18 protein-coding genes and 1 pseudogene are annotated in these 17,535 nt (G+C 62.3%); 12 read left to right on the forward strand and 7 right to left on the reverse strand.

Features of this window, described 5'->3' with window-relative positions; genetic code table 11:
• The first annotated feature begins 152 nt into the window (after positions 1 to 152).
• Both uraD and uraH read left to right on the forward strand, forming a co-directional pair.
• A complete protein-coding gene (uraD, locus tag V1603_RS11305) occupies positions 153 to 653 on the forward strand; it encodes a 2-oxo-4-hydroxy-4-carboxy-5-ureidoimidazoline decarboxylase (protein ID WP_116340832.1) in 501 nt (166 codons plus the stop codon).
• Positions 650 to 973, forward strand: coding sequence for a hydroxyisourate hydrolase (gene uraH, locus V1603_RS11310; RefSeq protein ID WP_116340830.1), 324 nt, complete (start codon positions 650 to 652; stop codon positions 971 to 973). Before uraD ends, uraH begins: the two co-directional genes overlap by 4 nt.
• Here uraH and guaD read toward each other — a convergent pair.
• Both guaD and V1603_RS11320 read right to left on the reverse strand, forming a co-directional pair.
• Positions 953 to 2,272: a guanine deaminase gene (gene guaD, locus V1603_RS11315; protein ID WP_395313938.1), complete on the reverse strand. Its 1,320-nt coding sequence runs from the start codon at positions 2,270 to 2,272 to the stop codon at positions 953 to 955. The genes uraH and guaD overlap by 21 nt on opposite strands.
• A 98-nt stretch (positions 2,273 to 2,370) precedes the next feature.
• Positions 2,371 to 3,867, reverse strand: a complete 1,497-nt coding sequence (locus tag V1603_RS11320; RefSeq protein ID WP_395313939.1) for an NCS1 family nucleobase:cation symporter-1 — start codon at positions 3,865 to 3,867, stop codon at positions 2,371 to 2,373.
• A 144-nt stretch (positions 3,868 to 4,011) separates the two neighbouring features.
• On the opposite strand from V1603_RS11320, the gene V1603_RS11325 reads away from it, so the two are divergent.
• The 3 genes and pseudogenes from V1603_RS11325 to puuE all read left to right on the forward strand — a co-directional run bounded on the left by V1603_RS11325 (position 4,012) and on the right by puuE (position 6,419).
• Positions 4,012 to 4,728, forward strand: coding sequence for a GntR family transcriptional regulator (locus V1603_RS11325; RefSeq protein WP_395313940.1), 717 nt, complete (start codon positions 4,012 to 4,014; stop codon positions 4,726 to 4,728).
• A pseudogene (hpxA, locus tag V1603_RS11330) lies at positions 4,728 to 5,602 on the forward strand (allantoin racemase). The gene V1603_RS11325 and the pseudogene hpxA overlap by 1 nt, the downstream one beginning before the upstream one ends.
• Positions 5,520 to 6,419 carry an allantoinase PuuE gene (puuE, locus tag V1603_RS11335; RefSeq protein ID WP_226857586.1) on the forward strand — a complete coding sequence of 300 codons (900 nt, stop codon included), beginning with the start codon at positions 5,520 to 5,522 and terminating at the stop codon, positions 6,417 to 6,419. The pseudogene hpxA and the gene puuE overlap by 83 nt, the downstream one beginning before the upstream one ends.
• Before the next feature lie 69 nt (positions 6,420 to 6,488).
• Here puuE and hpxZ read toward each other — a convergent pair whose 3' ends face one another.
• Genes hpxZ through hpxW form a run of 4 tightly spaced genes read right to left on the reverse strand, consistent with a single transcriptional unit; the run spans position 6,489 to position 10,048 of the window.
• On the reverse strand, positions 6,489 to 6,875 hold the full coding sequence (gene hpxZ / locus V1603_RS11340; RefSeq protein ID WP_116340818.1) for an oxalurate catabolism protein HpxZ: 387 nt from the start codon (positions 6,873 to 6,875) through the stop codon (positions 6,489 to 6,491).
• On the reverse strand, positions 6,872 to 8,269 hold the full coding sequence (locus V1603_RS11345; RefSeq protein ID WP_166710691.1) for an AtzE family amidohydrolase: 1,398 nt from the start codon (positions 8,267 to 8,269) through the stop codon (positions 6,872 to 6,874). The genes hpxZ and V1603_RS11345 overlap by 4 nt, the downstream gene beginning before the upstream one ends.
• Positions 8,266 to 8,454, reverse strand: coding sequence for an oxalurate catabolism protein HpxX (hpxX, locus tag V1603_RS11350; RefSeq protein WP_395313941.1), 189 nt, complete (start codon positions 8,452 to 8,454; stop codon positions 8,266 to 8,268). The genes V1603_RS11345 and hpxX overlap by 4 nt, the downstream gene beginning before the upstream one ends.
• Positions 8,455 to 8,464: 10 nt before the next feature.
• Positions 8,465 to 10,048 carry an oxamate amidohydrolase gene (hpxW, locus tag V1603_RS11355; RefSeq protein ID WP_395313942.1) on the reverse strand — a complete coding sequence of 528 codons (1,584 nt, stop codon included), beginning with the start codon at positions 10,046 to 10,048 and terminating at the stop codon, positions 8,465 to 8,467.
• Between the two features lie 142 nt (positions 10,049 to 10,190).
• On the opposite strand from hpxW, the gene hpxU reads away from it, so the two are divergent.
• The 7 genes from hpxU (at position 10,191) to hpxK (ending at position 16,563) form a co-directional block, all read left to right on the forward strand.
• Positions 10,191 to 11,030, forward strand: a complete 840-nt coding sequence (hpxU, locus tag V1603_RS11360; RefSeq protein WP_395313943.1) for a MurR/RpiR family transcriptional regulator HpxU — start codon at positions 10,191 to 10,193, stop codon at positions 11,028 to 11,030.
• 192 nt (positions 11,031 to 11,222) lie between these two features.
• Positions 11,223 to 12,005, forward strand: a complete 783-nt coding sequence (locus V1603_RS11365; protein WP_395313944.1) for a transporter substrate-binding domain-containing protein — start codon at positions 11,223 to 11,225, stop codon at positions 12,003 to 12,005.
• Positions 12,006 to 12,009: 4 nt separating this feature from the next.
• A complete protein-coding gene (locus tag V1603_RS11370; RefSeq protein WP_116340808.1) occupies positions 12,010 to 12,675 on the forward strand; it encodes an amino acid ABC transporter permease in 666 nt (221 codons plus the stop codon).
• Positions 12,675 to 13,331: an amino acid ABC transporter permease gene (locus V1603_RS11375; protein ID WP_302220882.1), complete on the forward strand. Its 657-nt coding sequence runs from the start codon at positions 12,675 to 12,677 to the stop codon at positions 13,329 to 13,331. Before V1603_RS11370 ends, V1603_RS11375 begins: the two co-directional genes overlap by 1 nt.
• Positions 13,312 to 14,049, forward strand: a complete 738-nt coding sequence (locus tag V1603_RS11380) for an amino acid ABC transporter ATP-binding protein (protein ID WP_008499843.1) — start codon at positions 13,312 to 13,314, stop codon at positions 14,047 to 14,049. The genes V1603_RS11375 and V1603_RS11380 overlap by 20 nt, the downstream gene beginning before the upstream one ends.
• Positions 14,050 to 14,062: 13 nt before the next feature.
• The gene (locus V1603_RS11385; RefSeq protein WP_395313945.1) at positions 14,063 to 15,304 is read left to right on the forward strand and encodes a pyridoxal-phosphate-dependent aminotransferase family protein; all 1,242 of its coding nucleotides are present in this window, start codon (positions 14,063 to 14,065) and stop codon (positions 15,302 to 15,304) included.
• Complete coding sequence (gene hpxK, locus V1603_RS11390; RefSeq protein ID WP_395313946.1) at positions 15,301 to 16,563, forward strand: allantoate amidohydrolase; 1,263 nt, start codon at positions 15,301 to 15,303, stop codon at positions 16,561 to 16,563. Before V1603_RS11385 ends, hpxK begins: the two co-directional genes overlap by 4 nt.
• Here the strand turns inward: hpxK and V1603_RS11395 are convergent.
• Positions 16,529 to 17,530 carry a magnesium transporter gene (locus tag V1603_RS11395; protein ID WP_395313947.1) on the reverse strand — a complete coding sequence of 334 codons (1,002 nt, stop codon included), beginning with the start codon at positions 17,528 to 17,530 and terminating at the stop codon, positions 16,529 to 16,531. The genes hpxK and V1603_RS11395 overlap by 35 nt on opposite strands.
• Positions 17,531 to 17,535 lie beyond the last annotated feature (5 nt).

Here is a 17,535-nt window from a genome sequence, read left to right on the forward strand (position 1 = left end):
TTTGCACTGCTAAGGTGCGCAAACGCGGTGAGCGTGCCTTTTTATGAATCAAAAATTTCCAGTTGCGCTACAGGGAATCGACTGTTTCACGCCTGCGCTCAAGGTGGCGTGGTTTGTGCAATAGCCTGGAGAAGGACAATAAAGGAGACACTATGATCGCACTGCACGACTTCAATCATCTTCCCCACGAAAAGGCGTTAGCGCTGATTCACCCCTGCGTGGCGCTCCCCGACTGGGCCGATGCGCTGGTTCACGGGCGGCCTTACGCCAGCCGGGACGAATTGTTCAGTACGGCAAAATCGCTGATGCAAAACTGGGACGAAGCGGCGCTGGCGCAAGCCCTGAGCGCCCATCCGCGCATCGGGGAAAAGCCCGCGGGCTCACAGGCGGAGGCGGCGCTGTCGCGCCAGGAGCAGGGCGCGGTCAATGACCGCGATGCTGACCTTGCCCGGGCGCTGCGCGAAGGCAATGCCCGCTACGAGGCCCGCTTCGGACGCGTCTTTCTGATCCGCGCGAAGGGCCGCAGCGGCGAAGAGATTTTACAGGCGCTGCGCGCGCGGCTGGAGAACAGCGACGCGCAGGAAGTTCGTGCCGCGCTGGAACAGCTGCGGGAAATTACGCTGCTACGGCTGGAAGGAGCTATTAGCGAATGAGCACGCTCAGCACCCATATTCTCGATATCTCAACCGGCAAACCCGCAGCGGGTGTGACGGTCCATCTGCAACAGGAGGGGGGCACGCTGGCCACGGGCGTGACCAACGCGCAGGGTCGCATCACTGCGTTCGTTCCCTCTCTGCCCGCGGGCCGCTATCGGCTGGTGGCGGAGATCGGCGCGTGGTTTAGCGAAACCGGTCGCGATACGCTCTATCCCTGCGCGCAAATTGATTTTGTGACGGGAGAGGCGGCAGACGAACACTACCATCTGCCGTTTGTGATTGCCCCCGGCGGGTGGTCAACCTACCGGGGCAGCTGACCACACCCGCTCGCCGTTGACCCAGGTCTCGCTGATGTTGCGCTCGTCGCCCAGGGTCATCAGCACGAAAAGCTGCTCGTAAATATCCTTGCAGCGGGAATTGCGCAGGCGCTGCAGCGGCGTTACGTCAGGGTCGATAACCACAAAATCCGCCTCTTTGCCGGGCGCGAAGTTGCCAATCTTATCGTCAAGCCTGAGCGCATGCGCGCCGCCCAGCGTGGCGTGGTAAAACGCCTCGCTGGCGCGCAGGCGGTAGCTCTGCAGCTGGCCCACCTTGTAGGCTTCCCCCAGGGTGCGCAGCATGCTGAAGGTGGTGCCCGCGCCGACGTCGGTACCGATGCCCATCCGCACCCTGTGCTGCCAGCAGGCGGGCAGGCGAAACAGCCCGCTGCCGAGAAACAGGTTAGAGGTGGGGCAAAACGCTACCGCCGAACCGGTGTCATGCAGGCACTGCCACTCGCTGTGGTGAAGGTGAATCGCGTGGGCAAATACGCTGCGCTCGCCGGTCAGGCCGTAGTGGTGATACACGTCCAGATAGCGCTCATGCTCCGGCCAGAGATCGCTTACCCAGGCCACTTCGTTGGGGTTTTCGCTCAGATGGGTCTGCAGCCAGGTATCCGGGAACTCCTCTCTGAGCAGGCTGACCGCGGCAAGCAGCTCGGGGGATGAGGTCGGGGCAAAGCGCGGCGTGATGGCATACCCCAGCCGCCCCCGGTGATGCCAGCGCTGGATCAGCGCCCGCGTCTGCCGGTAGCTCTGCTTCGCGTCTTCGCTCAGGTAGTCCGGCGTGTGTCTGTCCATCATCACCTTTCCGGCGATAAGGCGCATGTTCAGGCGCAGGGCCTCGGTAAACAGCGCCTCGACCGATTCCGGATGCAGCGTGCAAAACACCAGCGCGGTGGTGGTGCCGTTACTCACCAGTTGCTGAATGAAAAATTCGGCGATCTCTTTCGCGTAGGCTTCATCGGCAAACTGGCTCTCCACCGGGAAGGTGTAGGTAGTCAGCCACTCCAGCAGCTGTTCGCCAAAGGCACCGATCATCTCCGTTTGCGGATAATGGACGTGGGTGTCGACAAAACCGGGCAGCAGCAGCCTGCCGCGCAGGTCGGTGTAGCCCTTGCGGGGGTCAAGATACTGCTCGCCCTCCTGCCACGGCACGTGCGCCAGAATTTTTCCATGCTGGATAAACAGCAGGCCGTCCTCAAGGTAGCGCGCGTGTTGGGCGATGGCGTCTGCGCTGTCGCAGACCCGGGCAATATCGAAAAATGCACCGCGTATCGCAGTCTGGTATTCCATCATGGTTCCTGCCTTAGTGTTTGCGTAGCGGGGTAAGAAGGCTCAGCAAGAACGGTGCCAGAATGAACGGGCCGCAGATAAACTGCGGCCGGAGGAAGGGGTTACTCTTTTTGCGTCGCCACGCGGGAGCTGAACGAGGTCGCGCCTGCCGTCTCGCGCTCTTCCCGCGCCAGCCAGCGGTAGGTCACGCCGCCCAGGAAGACGCCGATAAACCAGCTGAAGTTTGCCACCTCATGCAGGGCCGGGATAAAGCCAATCACCAGCCCCACGGCAACGGACGGGATTAGCGCGCCAATGGCTTTCGGGTTGAAGCCGTTGCGGTACCAGTATTTGCCCTTTGGCGTGTCGTCGAACAGATCGTCCACCGACACCTTGCCGCGCTTAATCAGGTAGAAATCGGCAATCAGAATGCCGAACAGCGGGCCGATAAACGCCCCGAGCACGTCCAGGGTGTAGTGGATAAGCTCCGGCGAGTTGAACAGGTTCCACGGGGTGAGCAGGATCGAGCCGACGGCGGCAATCATCCCCCCGGTGCGGAAGCTGATTTTCTGCGGCGAGCAGTTAGAGAAATCAAACGCCGGCGAGACGAAGTTCGCGACGATGTTGATCCCGATAGTGGCGGTGATCATCGTCAGCAGGCCAATCGCTACGGCCAGATCGTTACCCACGCGGCTGACGGTTTCTATTGGGTCGGTGATCATGCGGCCAAACAGCGACTGGGTGCCGGAGACAATGACCACGGTGACGATGGAGAACAGCAGGAAGTTAAACGGCAGGCCCCAGCGGTTGCCTCGGCGGATCTCGCCCATGCTTTTGCCGTAGCGGGAGAAGTCGCCAAAGTTGAGCAGCGGGCCGGAGAAGTAAGAAACCACCAGCGCGGTCGCGGTGATCATCTGCCAGGTCTGCTCGCCCGCGCTAAGGGATTTGCTGGCGAGGGTGAAGGAAATGCCGTCAAAGCCGGTCTTGTATACAATCCAGCCTGCAAGGGCCAGCATCACCACATAAACCGCCGGACCGGCGATATCAATAAAGCGCTTGATGGCGCTCATGCCGTGCCAGAAGACCATCGCCTGGAGTACCCACATGATGGCAAAGCAGATCCAGCCCAGCGGCGACAGGCCCAGGAAGGCACCGGTGGTAAGGCTCGCCAGAGAAGGCCAAAACTTCAGCACCACCAGCATCAGCGCGTTGGCGGCCAGCCAGGTCTGGATGCCGTACCACGCAAAGGCAATCAGCCCGCGGATGACCGCCGGAATATTGGCCCCGAAGACGCCAAAGGCCTGACGGCTGATCACCGCGTAGGGCACGCCCGCCATCTGGCTCGGTTTGGCTACCAGGTTGGCGCACAGCTGCACGATGCAGATCCCCACCAGCAGGCAGAGCAGCACCTGCCAGCTTGCCAGCCCGAGCGTGAAGAAGCTCGCGGCGACAACGTAACCCCCCATGCTGTGGACGTCCGACATCCAGAACGAAAAGATGTTGTACCAGCTCCAGTTCTGGTCACGCGTCGGTGCCAGATCCTCATTGCAAAGACGTGGGCTGTAAACCGCACCGGAATCAGCGGCCGTACCCTGCTGCGCGTTTTGACTGTTTGGCATGAAACCTGCTCCTGTGTGTGAAAACCCGTTAAGTGGGAGTGGAATCGGTGTTGCAGGATCCAGGCCAAAATATTAAATCTTGTATGCAATTTTTTAATTTTATGTATACGATTCGATAAAGAATAGTAAAAGACGGAGTGGTGAATGAATAACGTAAATGCCTTGCAGACCGCGCCAGACCTGCATGACAAAGACGAATCGATCTTTCAGGCGCTGATGACCGCGATTGTCGAACATCAGCTGCTGCCGGGGAGCAAACTGCCGGAAGAGGCGCTGGCCGAGGTGTTTGGCGTAAGCCGCACGGGCATCCGTAAGGTGCTGCAGCGACTCGCCGCTGTGCAAATGGTCACCTTAACGCCCAAGCGTGGTGCACACGTCGCCAGCCCGACGGTGGAAGAGGCGCAGCACATCTTTCGCACCCGCGCCCTGCTGGAGGTCGCCAACCTGCCGGACGTGCTGGCCCACTGCCAGCCGCCGCATCTCGCCGCGCTGGAGGCCATTATTCGCCAGGAGCAGCAGGCGCACGAGGCGTACGACGGCCCGGCGGCGATCCGCCACTCCGCCAGTTTCCACATTCAGCTGCAGGCCATCTCCGGCAACCAGGTGCTGACGGAGATGGTGACAAGCCTGAGCCAGCGATCCTCGCTGGTGATTGCCGCCTGGGGCGCGCCGTGGCGCCAGGGCTGCCGCTGCAACGACCACGAAAAGCTGGTGGAACTGTTGCGCCAGAAGGCGCTTGAGCCGCTCAGCGATGCCTTAATGCACCATTTTGAACATATCGTCGCCAGCCTCTGCTTCGAGCGGGCGGGCGAGTGCCTGCCTGATTTTGCCCGGCTGTTTGCCGGCCACAAGGAGTCGTAATGTCGTCTGTCTGTATACAAGTGATCAACCCCAACACCAGCCTCGCGATGACGGAAACCATCGGCGCGGCGGCCCGCGCGGTGGCGGCGCCAGGTACGGAGATCCTCGCGGTCTGTCCGGGCGCGGGCGTGCCGTCTATCGAGGGCCACTTTGATGAAGCCATCGCCGCCGTGGGGGTTCTTGAGCAGGTCAGGCTCGGCAGAGAGCAGGGCGTGGACGGTCACGTCATCGCCTGCTTTGGCGATCCGGGCCTGCTGGCGGCGCGTGAGCTGGCGCACGGGCCGGTGGTGGGCATTGCGGAAGCCGCCATGCATATGGCGACGCTGGTGGCGACGCGCTTTTCGGTGGTGACCACGCTGCCGCGCACGCTGATCATTGCCCGTCATCTGCTGCACCAGTATGGCTTTCAGGACAGGTGCGCTGCGCTGCACGCTATCGATCTCCCGGTGCTGGCGCTGGAAGACGGCAGCGGTCTGGCGCAGGAGAAGGTGCGCACGCGCTGTATACAGGCGCTGAAGGAGGACGGCTGCGGCGCTATCGTGCTGGGCTGCGGCGGCATTGCGACGCTGGCGCAGGAGCTGACCCGCGAGCTGCGCGTGCCGGTGATCGACGGCGTTAGCGCGGCGGTGAAGCTGGTGGAGTCGCTGGTGGCGCTGGGGCTCTCGACCAGCAAGCACGGGGATCTGGCATTTCCGGAGAAAAAAGCGTTAAGCGGACATTTTCAGGCATTGAATCCATTTTAATTTTTGGGGGTGGCAATGGGACTTTTTGAACAGGATTACCCGCGGGATCTGCGCGGCTACGCCGGCAACCCGCCGCACGCCCGGTGGCCGAATCAGGCGCGCATCGCCGTGCAGTTTGTGCTCAATTATGAAGAGGGGGCGGAAAACCATGTTCTGCACGGCGATGCCGGATCCGAGCAGTTCCTGTCGGACATCATTGGCGCGGCCAGCTACCCGGACAAACACATGTCGATGGACTCCCTCTACGAATACGGCAGCCGCGCCGGATTCTGGCGGATCCACAGTGAATTTCAAAAGCGTGGCCTGCCGCTGACGGTCTTCGGCGTGGCGATGGCGCTGGCGCGTCACCCGGAGATCGTCGAGGCAATCAGGGCAGCGGATTACGACGTGGTGAGCCACGGCTGGCGCTGGATCCACTATCAGCACATGGATATCCAACAGGAGCGCGAACATCTGCACAAGGCGGTGCACGTGCTGACCGACCTGTTCGGCAAGCCGCCGACGGGCTGGTACACCGGACGCGACAGCCCCAACACGCGCCAGCTGGTGGTGGAGCACGGCGGCTTCGACTACGACAGCGACTACTATGGCGACGACCTGCCCTTCTGGACGGAAGTGGCCTGCGGTGACGGCACCCAAAAACCTCACCTGATCGTGCCGTATACGCTGGATGCTAACGACATGCGCTTCGCGACCGCGCAGGGGTTTAACACCGCCGAGCAGTTTTACACTTATCTGAAGGACAGTTTTGACGTGCTGTACGAAGAGGGGGAAAGCGCGCCGAAGATGATGTCCATCGGCATGCACTGCCGCCTGCTGGGGCGGCCGGGGCGTTTTCGCGCGCTGCAGCGCTTCCTGGATTACGTGCAGCAGCATGAGCAGGTGTGGGTCTGTACCCGCCAGCAGATTGCCGACCACTGGCGGGAGGTGCATCCGTTTCAGAAGTAAGTGTGCCGTGTTTAGCCGGGAGGCGGCTGCGCCTTGCCCGGCCTACGGAACCATGTATTCCCGGTGGGGTTACACCATCAAACTCACCTGCGCCGCCACGATCCGCCACCCGTAGGCAAACCGCACCCACGTCTGCTGCTGGCGGCCAATCCGCTCCGTGCCCTCCCGGGTAAACTCGGTGCTGCACACCGCGTAATCCTCCCCGAAGGTGGTGATGACGGTGTGGCGCAACGTCCGCTGCAACCCGGCGGCGGGGCGCGCCGCCCGGAAGGCGCGAATTTCATCAATCCCGTACAGGTTTTCACCCGCCCCCAGACGCACCGTGTTTTTGTCGTGCCAGAACAGCTCGTCCAGCACCGCAATGTTGTTGCTCACCAGCGCGTCTTCATAGCGGTAAAACGCGGCGGTCACCTCGGCGACTACCCACGGCAGGTTAATGTCATCGTGATTCATCATGCGGCCACCTCCGCCGGACGCGCGTCGGCGATGCCGCTCTCTTCCAGCACGTGCGCGACGCGCAGGCAGGCCTGCTCGTTAAACGGCGCGGCAATCAGTTGCAGGCCAATAGGCGCACCCTGCGCGGTACGCAGCGGAACGGTGGTCACGGGCAGACCCAAAAATGATATCGGCTGGGTCAGCATGCCCATGCTGGCGCGAATGGGAAGCGGCTGACCGTTAATCTCCATGGTTTGTTCGCCAATCCGCGTGGCGCTGCGCGGCGTCGCGGGGGCGATCAGCACGTCGGCCTGGGCAAACAGCGCGTGAAACGCCTGCCGGGCCTGCGCGCGGAACCGCTGGGCCTGAATATACCAGGCGGAGGGGATCATCGCCCCGGCCAGCAGTCGTTCGCGGGAGTGCGGCTCAAAACGCTCGGGCTCGCGGCGAAGCGCGGGCAGATACTGATTTCCGCCCTCGGAGGCGCTGATGATAAACGCCGCCGAGCGCGCCAGTTCGGCGTCCGGTAACTGCAGCTCATCCTGCACGTCCAGCGCCTTCGCCACCCGCGCAACGGCGTCTCTGGCATCCGTGTCGCACCAGGTGGTGAAGTAGCCGCCGAGCACCGCGCAGCGCAGGCCGTCAAGCCCGCGATCGAGCAGGGGGCGCGTCTGCTCGCGCGAGCTCTCTGCCTGAAAACCGTCGCTGCTGTCCCGACCCTGCAGCGCGTCGTACACGGACGCCAGGTCGCACACCCGACGGGCAAAGGGGCCGATATGATCCAGGCTCGCGACAAACGGATGGCTGCCGGAGCGCGACAGGCGGCCAAAGGTGGGCTTCAGGCCGTAGATGCCGCACAGGGAGGCCGGAACGCGAATCGACCCGTTGGTATCGGTGCCGAGCGAAAAGTTCACCAGCCCGGCGGCCACGGCGGCAGCTGAACCGCCGGAGGACCCGCCCGCAATGCGCGTCAGGTCGTGTGGGTTACGCGTCGCGCCGTAGCGGCTGTTCTCGGTGGTAAAGCCGTAGGCGTAGGCGTCCATATTCACCATTCCGGACAGCAGCCCACCCGCGCTGCGCAACTGGCGCACGGCGAAGCTGTCGGCGGCCGCGGCGGGGCGCTGGCTGAACAGCTCTGCCCCCGCGAGGGTGGTGTGTCCGGCAACGTCGAACAGGTTTTTCACCGCGTAGGGCACGCCCGCCAGCGGCGGCAGGGGGCGCTTTTCGCGCCGCAGGGTGTCGATGTTCTCAGCCTCGGCGAGCATGCGTGCTTCCGTCACGGCGGTCCAGGCGTTGATCTGCGGGTTAACGCGCGCAATGGCCTCCAGCGTCTGGCGGGCAATCTCATGGGCGCTCAGCTCGCCCGCGCTCAGCGCCTGCTGAATGTCGCTGATACTCATCTCATGTAGCGTCATGCTTTATACACTCCTGCGATCTCCAGACGGTCGTCGAGCGGCAGCGCCATCAGCGGGGCGGCCATGCTGGCAATGCGGCTGAACTGCACATGCAGCTCGGCGCGGCGGGCATCGTCCAGCTCTACGCTGAGCACAGACTCCATTTGCGCAAGATAGGCCTGCCAGTTGGGTTGTGGTGTCGTCATTTTTTTCTCCTCAGAATCCGGCGGCTGCGCCGTTGCTGCGCGGGTCAAATGCCCCTTCGAATAGCCCGTTGGGATGGCGGACAATCGCGCCCGCGTGGCCCATCGCTTCACTGAAATCAGGGAACATTTCCACCTCATGTCCCCGCGAGCGAAGCCGAGAGACCGCCTCAGCGCTGAAGCGTCCTTCAAGTTTTAACGTGTCAGAAGTTTGTCCCCAGGTGCGCCCCAGCAGCCAGCGCGGGCGGGAGATACTTTCCTGTAAAGGCAGGCCCTGAACCACGTAGCGGGTAAAAAGCGCGGCCTGGGTTTGTGGCTGTCCGTCACCGCCCATCGATCCGTAGACCATCACGCGCCCGTCCTTAAGACGCGCCGCCGCCGGGTTCAGGGTATGGAAAGGCTGCTTGCCCGGCGCGAGTGCCAGAAGATGATTGGGATCGAGGCTGAACGATGCCCCCCGGTTCTGCCAGACGATGCCGGTGTCGGGCAGCACCACGCCGCTGCCGAACTCGTGATAGATACTCTGGATAAACGACACGGCGAGCCCGCTGTTATCCATTGCCCCCATCCACACCGTATCGCCGGGGCCTTTTCCGGTGCCCCACGGCGCGGCGCGGCCGTCGTCAACCCTCTCGGCAAGCGCCTGCAGAGCGGCGGGATCCAGCAGACCCTGAATATCGGTTTTCAGCTCGCGCGGGTCGGTGATGTGGGCATCGCGCAGGCCAAAGGCCAGCTTGGTGGCTTCAACGATGCGGTGAATGGTGTCGGCGTCGTCTGCCTCCGCCATGTTCAGGCGGTCGGTGATGCCGAGTATCGCCAGCGAGACCAGCCCCTGCGTCGGCGGGGCGTGGTTAAAGATCTCGCCCTGCTGATGCAGCAGCTTCAGCGGCGCGGTGCGCCGGGCTGCGTGCGCGTTAAGATCGGCCAGCGTCAAGGGCAGGCCCAGCGTCTCCATGCCGTGCGCCAGCACGTCCGCCAGCGGGCCGCGGTAAAAGCTGTCCAGGCCGTCTTCCGCCAGGCGCGTCAGGGTTGAGGCCATGGCGGGCTGATAAAAGCGGCTCCCGACCTGCGGCGGCCTACCGTCCACCAGCCAGGTTTCCGCGAAGCCGGGGACGTCTTTCAGCTCGTCAAATTTGCTGGCCGTGGCATGGGCCTGTGAGGCCGTGACCGGCGTGCCGTTCTGCGCATACTCAATGGCGTCGGCCAGCAGGCGAGCCAGTGGCAGCGACTTGCCGGTCATCTCGCGGGAGACCTTCAGCGCCTCGTCCCAGCCGCTTACCGTGCCGGCGACGGTCAGCGCCGCCTGCGGCCCGCGATGGGGAATATGCGTTAGCCCCTCGTAGGCGGCGAGCGTTGCCCGCGAACCCGCCGCGCCGCTGGCATCAATGGCGACAGGTTCGCCTTCCGGCGGCACGATAAGCCAGAAGCCATCGCCGCCCAGCCCGTTCATATGTGGATACACCACGGCGATGGTGGCCGCCGCGGCGACCATCGCTTCTATCGCGCTGCCGCCTTCGCGCAGCACCGCCAGCGCGCTCTGGCTGGCAAGATGGTGGGGCGCTACGGCCATGCCGTGCGTGGAGACATTACTTTGCATGAGAAGTCCTCGTAACCCTGAAAGTCACAAGGTGCTGCAAAAGCTGTTCCAGTTCTGAAAGAAAAGTTTCAGTAAACTGGCACGTATAATGAAAGGTAGAATGAAAGGCAAAATGTGATGAAACAAAAGTTACAGAGGCGCTATGGAACAACTGGATGAACGTCTGAAAGCACAGTACCCGTCGCTGTCGCCGCAGGAGCAGCGGGTGGCGGATTTTATATTCGACCATTTTGACGACCTTATCAGCTACAACAGCGCCGAGCTGGCGCAGCTGAGCGGGGTGTCGAAAGCCACGGTCAGCCGCCTCTTTAAGCGTCTGGGGTATGAGAAATATAAGGATATGCGTGACGAGCTGCGCACCCTGCGCCAGAGCGGGATGCCGCTCACCGATAACCGCGACGCGGTGCAGGGCAACACGCTGCTGGCGCGCCACTACAAGCAGGAGATGGCGAACCTGACTCAGTGGGTCAATGCCCTCGACGCGCAGCAGTTTGCCGACGCCATAGCCTGCATGGTCAAGGCGCGGCGCATCGTCATTATCGGCATGCGTAACGCCTATCCTGCGGCACTCCACCTGCGCCAGCAGCTGCTGCAGGCGCGCGGTCAGGTGCTGGTCCTGCCGCAGCCGGGGCAGAGCCTGAGCGAGGAGATGGTGGACTTAACGCCGGACGATCTGGTGGTGATGATGGCCTTTCGCCGCCGCCCGCGCATTATCCGTCCGCTGATGCAGCAGCTTCAGAGCAGCGGTATTCCGGTGCTGCTGATGTGCGAGCCGCAGGCGCACAGCCTGTTTCCGCTGGCGAGCTGGCAGCTCTGCGCCCCGCTGGACAGCGTCTCGGCCTATGACAGCTACTCCTCGGTCAACAGCCTGATTAATCTGCTGGCGAATGCCTTCCTGCATGAAATTCTCGATAAAGGGCGCCCGCGTATTCACGAGATTGCCTCCCTCTATCAGCAGTTGGACGAACTCGAACAACGATAATGGGGCATCAGGCTGGTGCTTTTGCATTGAAATGGTGCAGATGACGGGTCGGAGAAACGCATGTTTTTTCGACCCGTTCGCTTTTTATCAGGCTTCGCAAGAATATTCCCCGCTTCGCCTTATCTGGCACATTAGTTGCAAAAACACATTCAAAGAATCTTTTGTTTCATGTTAACGTTACGGGGAAGCACCATGAAAAAACTATTAATTGCACTGGCCGGGGCCGCATGTCTCTTCACTCAGCTGCCGGCAAAGGCTGACCAGCTTCAGGATATCGAGAAGCGCGGCACTATCCGCATTGCTGTTCCGCAGGACTTCCCGCCGTTTGGCTCGGTGGGGACCGATCTGCAGCCGCAGGGCTATGACATCGACATGGCGCGCTATCTGGCCAAACAGATGAAGCTCAAGCTGCAGCTGGTGCCGGTGACCAGCGCCAACCGCGTGCCGTACCTGCAAACCGATAAGGTGGATCTGGTTATTTCAAGCCTCGGTAAAAACCCGGAGCGCGAGAAGGTGATCGACTTCAGCCGCGCCTACGCGCCGTTCTTCCTCGGCGTGTTTGGTCCGAAAGGGGCCGAGCTGAAGGACGCCGCCGCGCTGAGCGGAAAAACCATCGGCGTGACGCGCGGGGCGGTGGAGGACATGGTGCTGACCGGCCTGGCGCCGAAAGATGCCAACGTGAAACGCTACGAAGACAACAACACCACGCTCTCCGCCTACCTCTCCGGCCTGGTGCAGTACGTGGCAACCGGCAACCTCGTGGTGGCGGCCATTTCGCGCCAGAACGCGGATAAAGCCCCGGTGCCGAGCTTTATGCTGAAAGACTCGCCGTGCTTTATCGGCCTGAAGAAAAACGAACCGGCCCTTAAGGCAAAAGTGGATGCGCTGATTGAGCAGGGCATCAAGGACGGCACGCTGAACGGCCTGTCTGAGCAATGGCTGAAGGCCCCGCTGCCGGCAAACCTTGGCGCCTGAGCCGATGACGGAGCAACTTGATTTTTCAGCCCTCTGGCCGCACTGGCCGGAGCTGCTGGCGGGATTGTGGGTCACCATTCAACTGACGGTAATGGCGACCGTCGGCGGGCTGGCAATCGGGATTTTCGGCGCGGCGATCCGCAGCGGACGCACCACCTGGTACAGCCGGATCTGGGGTGCGTACGTGGAAATCATCCGCAACACGCCGTTTGTGGTGCAGCTGTTTTTCATCGTCTTCGGTCTGCCGAATCTTGGCCTGAAGATGACGGCGGGGGAAGCGGCGCTATTGGCAATGGTGGTGAACCTGGGCGCGTACAGCACCGAAATTATCCGCGCGGGCATTCAGGTCACGCCGAAAGGGCAGTGGGAGGCCGGGCGCGTGCTGGGGCTGACCCGTCTGCAGACCTTTATTCGCGTGGTGCTGCCGCCCGCGCTGCAGCGCATTTATCCGGCGCTGGTGAGCCAGTGCATCATCGTGATGCTCGGCTCGTCGGTGGTGTCGCAGGTCTCGTATGAAGAGCTGACCTTCGCCGCCAACCTGATCCAGTCCAGAACGTTTCTGAGCTTTGAGGTTTATCTGGTGACAACCGGGATTTACTTAGCGCTGTCGATTACCCTGCGCCAGCTGATGATGGCGGCGGGACGCAAATGGCTGGGGGTGCAGGCATGATGACCACCTTTACCGACTGGGACATTATTCGCAACCTGCTGCTGGCCGGACGCTGGACGGTGCTGCTGTCGCTGGTGGCGTTTGTCGGCGGGGCGGTGGTAACGCTGCCGCTCCTGCTGCTGCGCCTGACGGGCGGACGCACGGTGAAGCGCATCATCCGCGGCTATATTGAGCTGTTTCAGGGCACGCCGCTGCTGATGCAGTTGTTCCTGGCCTTCTTCGGCGTGGCGCTGTTCGGCATCGACGTCTCGCCGTGGACCGCCGCCTCGTTGGCGCTGACGTTTTACACCAGCGCGTTTCTGCTCGATATCTGGTACGGCAGCATTCGCGCGCTGCCGAAGGGGCAGTGGGAAGCCTCGCGCTGTCTGGGGCTGACCTTTGCCCAGACCCTGTTTCGCGTGGTCGCCCCGCAGGCGCTGCGCATCGGCATTGCGCCGACGGTCGGCTTTGCCGTACAGGTGATCAAGGGGACCGCGCTGGCGTCGATTATCGGCTTTATCGAGCTGACCAAGGCCGGGACCATGCTGACCAACGTGACGTATCAGCCGTTTAAGGTCTTTGCGCTGGTGGCGCTCGGCTACTTTATTCTGTGTTATCCGCTGTCGCGCTACAGCCGCTATCTGGAGACGAAATTCAATGCCTCTCATCACCATTAATCAGGTGCAGAAATACTACGGCGATAACCACGTGCTCAAGGGCGTCGATCTGGATATCGACATGGGCCAGGTGATCTCCATTATCGGGCGCAGCGGGTCGGGCAAAAGCACGCTGCTGCGCTGCATCAACGGGCTGGAAGGCTATCAGGACGGCAGCATCAAGCTGGGCGGTATGACCATTACCGACCGGGATTCCCAGGCGCGTGAAATCAGCCGCTCGGTCGGGATGGTGTTCCAGAGCTTCAACCTGTTCCCGCACATGACGGCGCTGGAAAACGTAATGCTCGCCCCGCGTCGGGTGCTGAAGAAAAGCGCCGCCGAATGCCGCGAGCTGGCGCAGCGCATGCTGGAGAAAGTGGGGCTTGGCGATCGTCTGGATTACTACCCGTCGAGCCTCTCCGGTGGCCAGCAGCAGCGCGTGGCGATTGCCCGCGCGCTGGCGATGTCGCCTAAAGTTTTACTCTGTGACGAGATCACCTCCGCGCTCGACCCGGAGCTGGTGGGCGAAGTGCTCAAGGTGCTGGAGCAGCTGGCGGCCGAGGGGATGACCCTGATCCTCGTGACCCATGAAATGAATTTTGCCCGCGAAGTGGGCGACCGCGTGGTGTTTATGCACCAGGGGAAAGTCTGGGAGCAGGGCGACAGCAAAACGCTGTTCGCCAACCCGCAGACCACGGAACTGAAGCAGTTCATCTCCTCCGTGCGCGGCCTCAACTGATAAGGACTGATAAATGGATATCGCACAATTTCCGCAAATCAACCCGCCCCAGCGTCTGCTGATGGGGCCGGGCCCGATCAACGCCGACCCGCGCGTGCTGCGCGCCATGTCGAGCCAGCTGATCGGCCAGTACGATCCGGCCATGACCCACTACATGAACGAGGTGATGGCGCTCTACCGCGGGGTGTTCCGCACCGAGAACCGCTGGACGATGCTGGTGGACGGCACCTCCCGCGCGGGGATTGAAGCCATTCTGGTCTCCGCCATCCGCCCGGGAGATAAGGTGCTGGTACCGGTCTTTGGCCGCTTTGGTCATCTGCTGTGCGAAATTGCCCGCCGCTGCCGCGCGGAGGTGCATACCATTGAGGTGCCGTGGGGCGAGGTGTTTACCCCGGATCAGGTCGAGGATGCGATTAAGCGCATTCGTCCGCGCCTGCTGCTGACCGTGCAGGGCGACACCTCCACCACCATGCTGCAGCCGCTCGCCGAGCTTGGCGCCATCTGCCGCCGCTACGACGTGCTTTTCTACACCGACGCCACCGCGTCGCTCGGCGGCAACGCGCTGGAGACCGACGCCTGGGGGCTGGATGCTGTGTCAGCCGGGATGCAGAAGTGCCTCGGTGGCCCGTCGGGCACGTCGCCGATCACCCTGAGCGCGCGCATGGAGGAGGCGATCCGCCGCCGCAAATGCGTTGAGGAGGGAATTCGCACCGACGCCCACCGCGACGGGGACGAGGAGATGATCTACTCCAACTATTTCGATCTCTGCATGGTGATGGACTACTGGGGGCCGGAGCGTCTTAACCACCACACCGAAGCCACTACCGCGATGTTTGGCGCCCGCGAATGTGCGCGGCTGATCCTCCAGGAAGGGCTGGATAACGGCATCGCCCGCCATAAGCTCCACGGCGATGCGCTGCTGAAAGGCATTCAGGCAATGGGGCTGGAGACCTTCGGCGATCTGAAGCATAAGATGAACAACGTGCTGGGCGTGGTAATCCCGCAGGGCGTCAACGGCGACCAGGTGCGTAAGCTGATGCTGGAGGATTTCGGGATTGAAATCGGCACCTCGTTTGGCCCGCTACACGGCAAAGTGTGGCGCATCGGCACTATGGGCTATAACGCGCGCAAGGACTGCGTGATGACCACCCTGAGCGCGCTGGAGTCGGTGCTCAACTACCTGAAATTCACCACTACGCAGGGGGCCGCCATGCAGGCCGCGTGGGACCACTATCGCCGCGAGACGCCGCAATGAGCCCGGCGGCAGAACGGGTGATGGCCCGCGCCGACGCGCTGGCCGCCATCAGCGAAACCCCGGATGCGCTGACAAGGGTCTATCTCTCCACGCAGCATCTGCAGGCCAACCAGCTGGTGGGGCAGTGGATGAGCCAGGCGGGAATGACCGTCTGGCAGGACAGCGTGGGCAATATCTGCGGCCGCTATGAGGGCGCGCAGGAAGGGGCGCAGGCGGTGCTGCTCGGCTCGCATCTGGATACCGTGCGCAACGCCGGGCGTTACGACGGTATGCTCGGGGTGCTCACCGCCATTGAAGTGGTGGACAGCCTGCACCAACAGGGTGTGCATCTGGCACAGGCCATCGAGATTGTCGGCTTTTGCGACGAAGAGGGCACCCGCTTCGGCATTACGCTGTTAGGCAGCCGGGGGCTGACGGGCACCTGGCCGCAGGGCTGGCTGGAAAAAGCCGACGCCAGCGGCATCAGCGTGGCGCAGGCGATGACCCAGGTGGGGCTCGATCCCGCCCGCGTGTCGAATGCCGCGCGCCGTCAGGAGGATTTCAGCGCCTATCTGGAGCTGCATATTGAGCAGGGGCCGTGTCTTGAGCAGGAGGCGCTCGCGCTTGGCGTGGTGGAAGCCATTAACGGCGCGCGTCGTCTGAACTGCCGCTTCACCGGCGAGGCCGGACACGCGGGAACCGTGCCGATGCACCACCGCAGGGACGCGCTGGCCGCCGCCGCCGAGTGGATGGTTATCATTGAAAACGCTACCCGACAGCAGGGCGGCAACCTGGTGGTGACGGTCGGGGAATTGCGCTGCCTGCCGGGGGCGGTGAACGTGATCCCCGGCGAGGTTGAGCTCTCGCTGGATATTCGCGGCCCGCAGGATGTGCCGCTGGATCGGTTGCTTGACGACCTGCTGGAACATGCCCTGGCGATCGCATCGCGCCGCGGGCTGGCGTTTAGCGCCGAGGAGTTTTACCGCATTGCCGCCACGCCGTGCGATCGCCACCTGCAGAGCGTGCTGGGGGAGGCCGTAAAATCGGTACAGGAGCGGTCGCTCTCGCTGCCAAGCGGTGCGGGCCACGATGCGATTGCCATAGCGGAACGCTGGCCGGTAGGCATGCTCTTCGTGCGCTGCAGTGGAGGCGTCAGCCACCATCCGGCGGAATCGGTGATGGCTGAGGATGTCGCGCTGGCGATTGAGGCGTTTTCGCGCGCGGTGATTCAGCTGGCGGACCGCGTTACTCCAGCCCCAGCGTATATTGCGCGATCTTGAAGTAGATAATCAGCCCGGTACCGTCGATAAGCGTCGCGATAAACGGCGCGGAGACGACCGCCGGGTCAATGCCGCAGCGCTTGAGCACCATTGGAATGACGGACGACACGATCGCGCTCCAGAGCGTAATGCACACCAGCGTCAGGCTGACGATAAGCGTAATTTCCAGCCCAATCCCCATCATCCAGGCGCGGATACACCCGGCGATACCGAGCGTCACGGCAATCATTAGCGAGGTGGTCATCTCTTTGCGCAGCACGCGGCCCACGTCGCGCAGACGCACTTCACCCAGCGCCATGGCGCGCACCAGCGTGGAGGTGATCTGCGTTCCGCTGTTGCCGCCCGTGCCGATCAGCAGCGGAATAAAGAACGCCAGCGCGATGGCGGACTCCAGCGCCTCTTCAAAATGCTGGATCACCGAGCTGGTGTAGGCTTCCGCGACAAACAGCAGCAGCAGCCAGACGGAGCGTTTCTTCCACAGGCTGAAGGCGCTGGTTTCCAGATAGGGCTTCTCCAGCGGCAGCGTCGCCCCCTGAAGCTGAGCATCTTCGGTGACGTCATCTTCCAGCAGGTGGGCGATTTCGCGCTCGGTCAGGCAGCCGACGAGCTTGCCGTGGGTGACCACGGGCACGACGTCCGTCTCGCCGTGGGCCAGCAGCCCGGCAACATTGGCGCGTTCATCTTCCGGTTTGACCTGCAAAAACTGCGAAATCATCAGGCTTTTAATTGGCTGCACGGTATCCGTGACCTGCAATAATTTGCGCACGGCAATCATGCCCGCCAGGCGGCCATTGTCTTCAATAAAAATATGCGACGGAATATCATCGTCTTTTAATTTTTCGAAGAATTGCTCGCGCGCCAGCGCGACGCATAATGAAATGTCGAGGACGATAAAATCGGTATTCATATATTGCGCGACCGCGCTGTCATTGAATGCCAGGTTCTGGTTGTGAATAGCGTAAGACATAGTGA

This window comes from Enterobacter sp. ECC-219 (assembly GCF_043966805.1).
Lineage (GTDB): Bacteria > Pseudomonadota > Gammaproteobacteria > Enterobacterales > Enterobacteriaceae > Enterobacter > Enterobacter cloacae_N.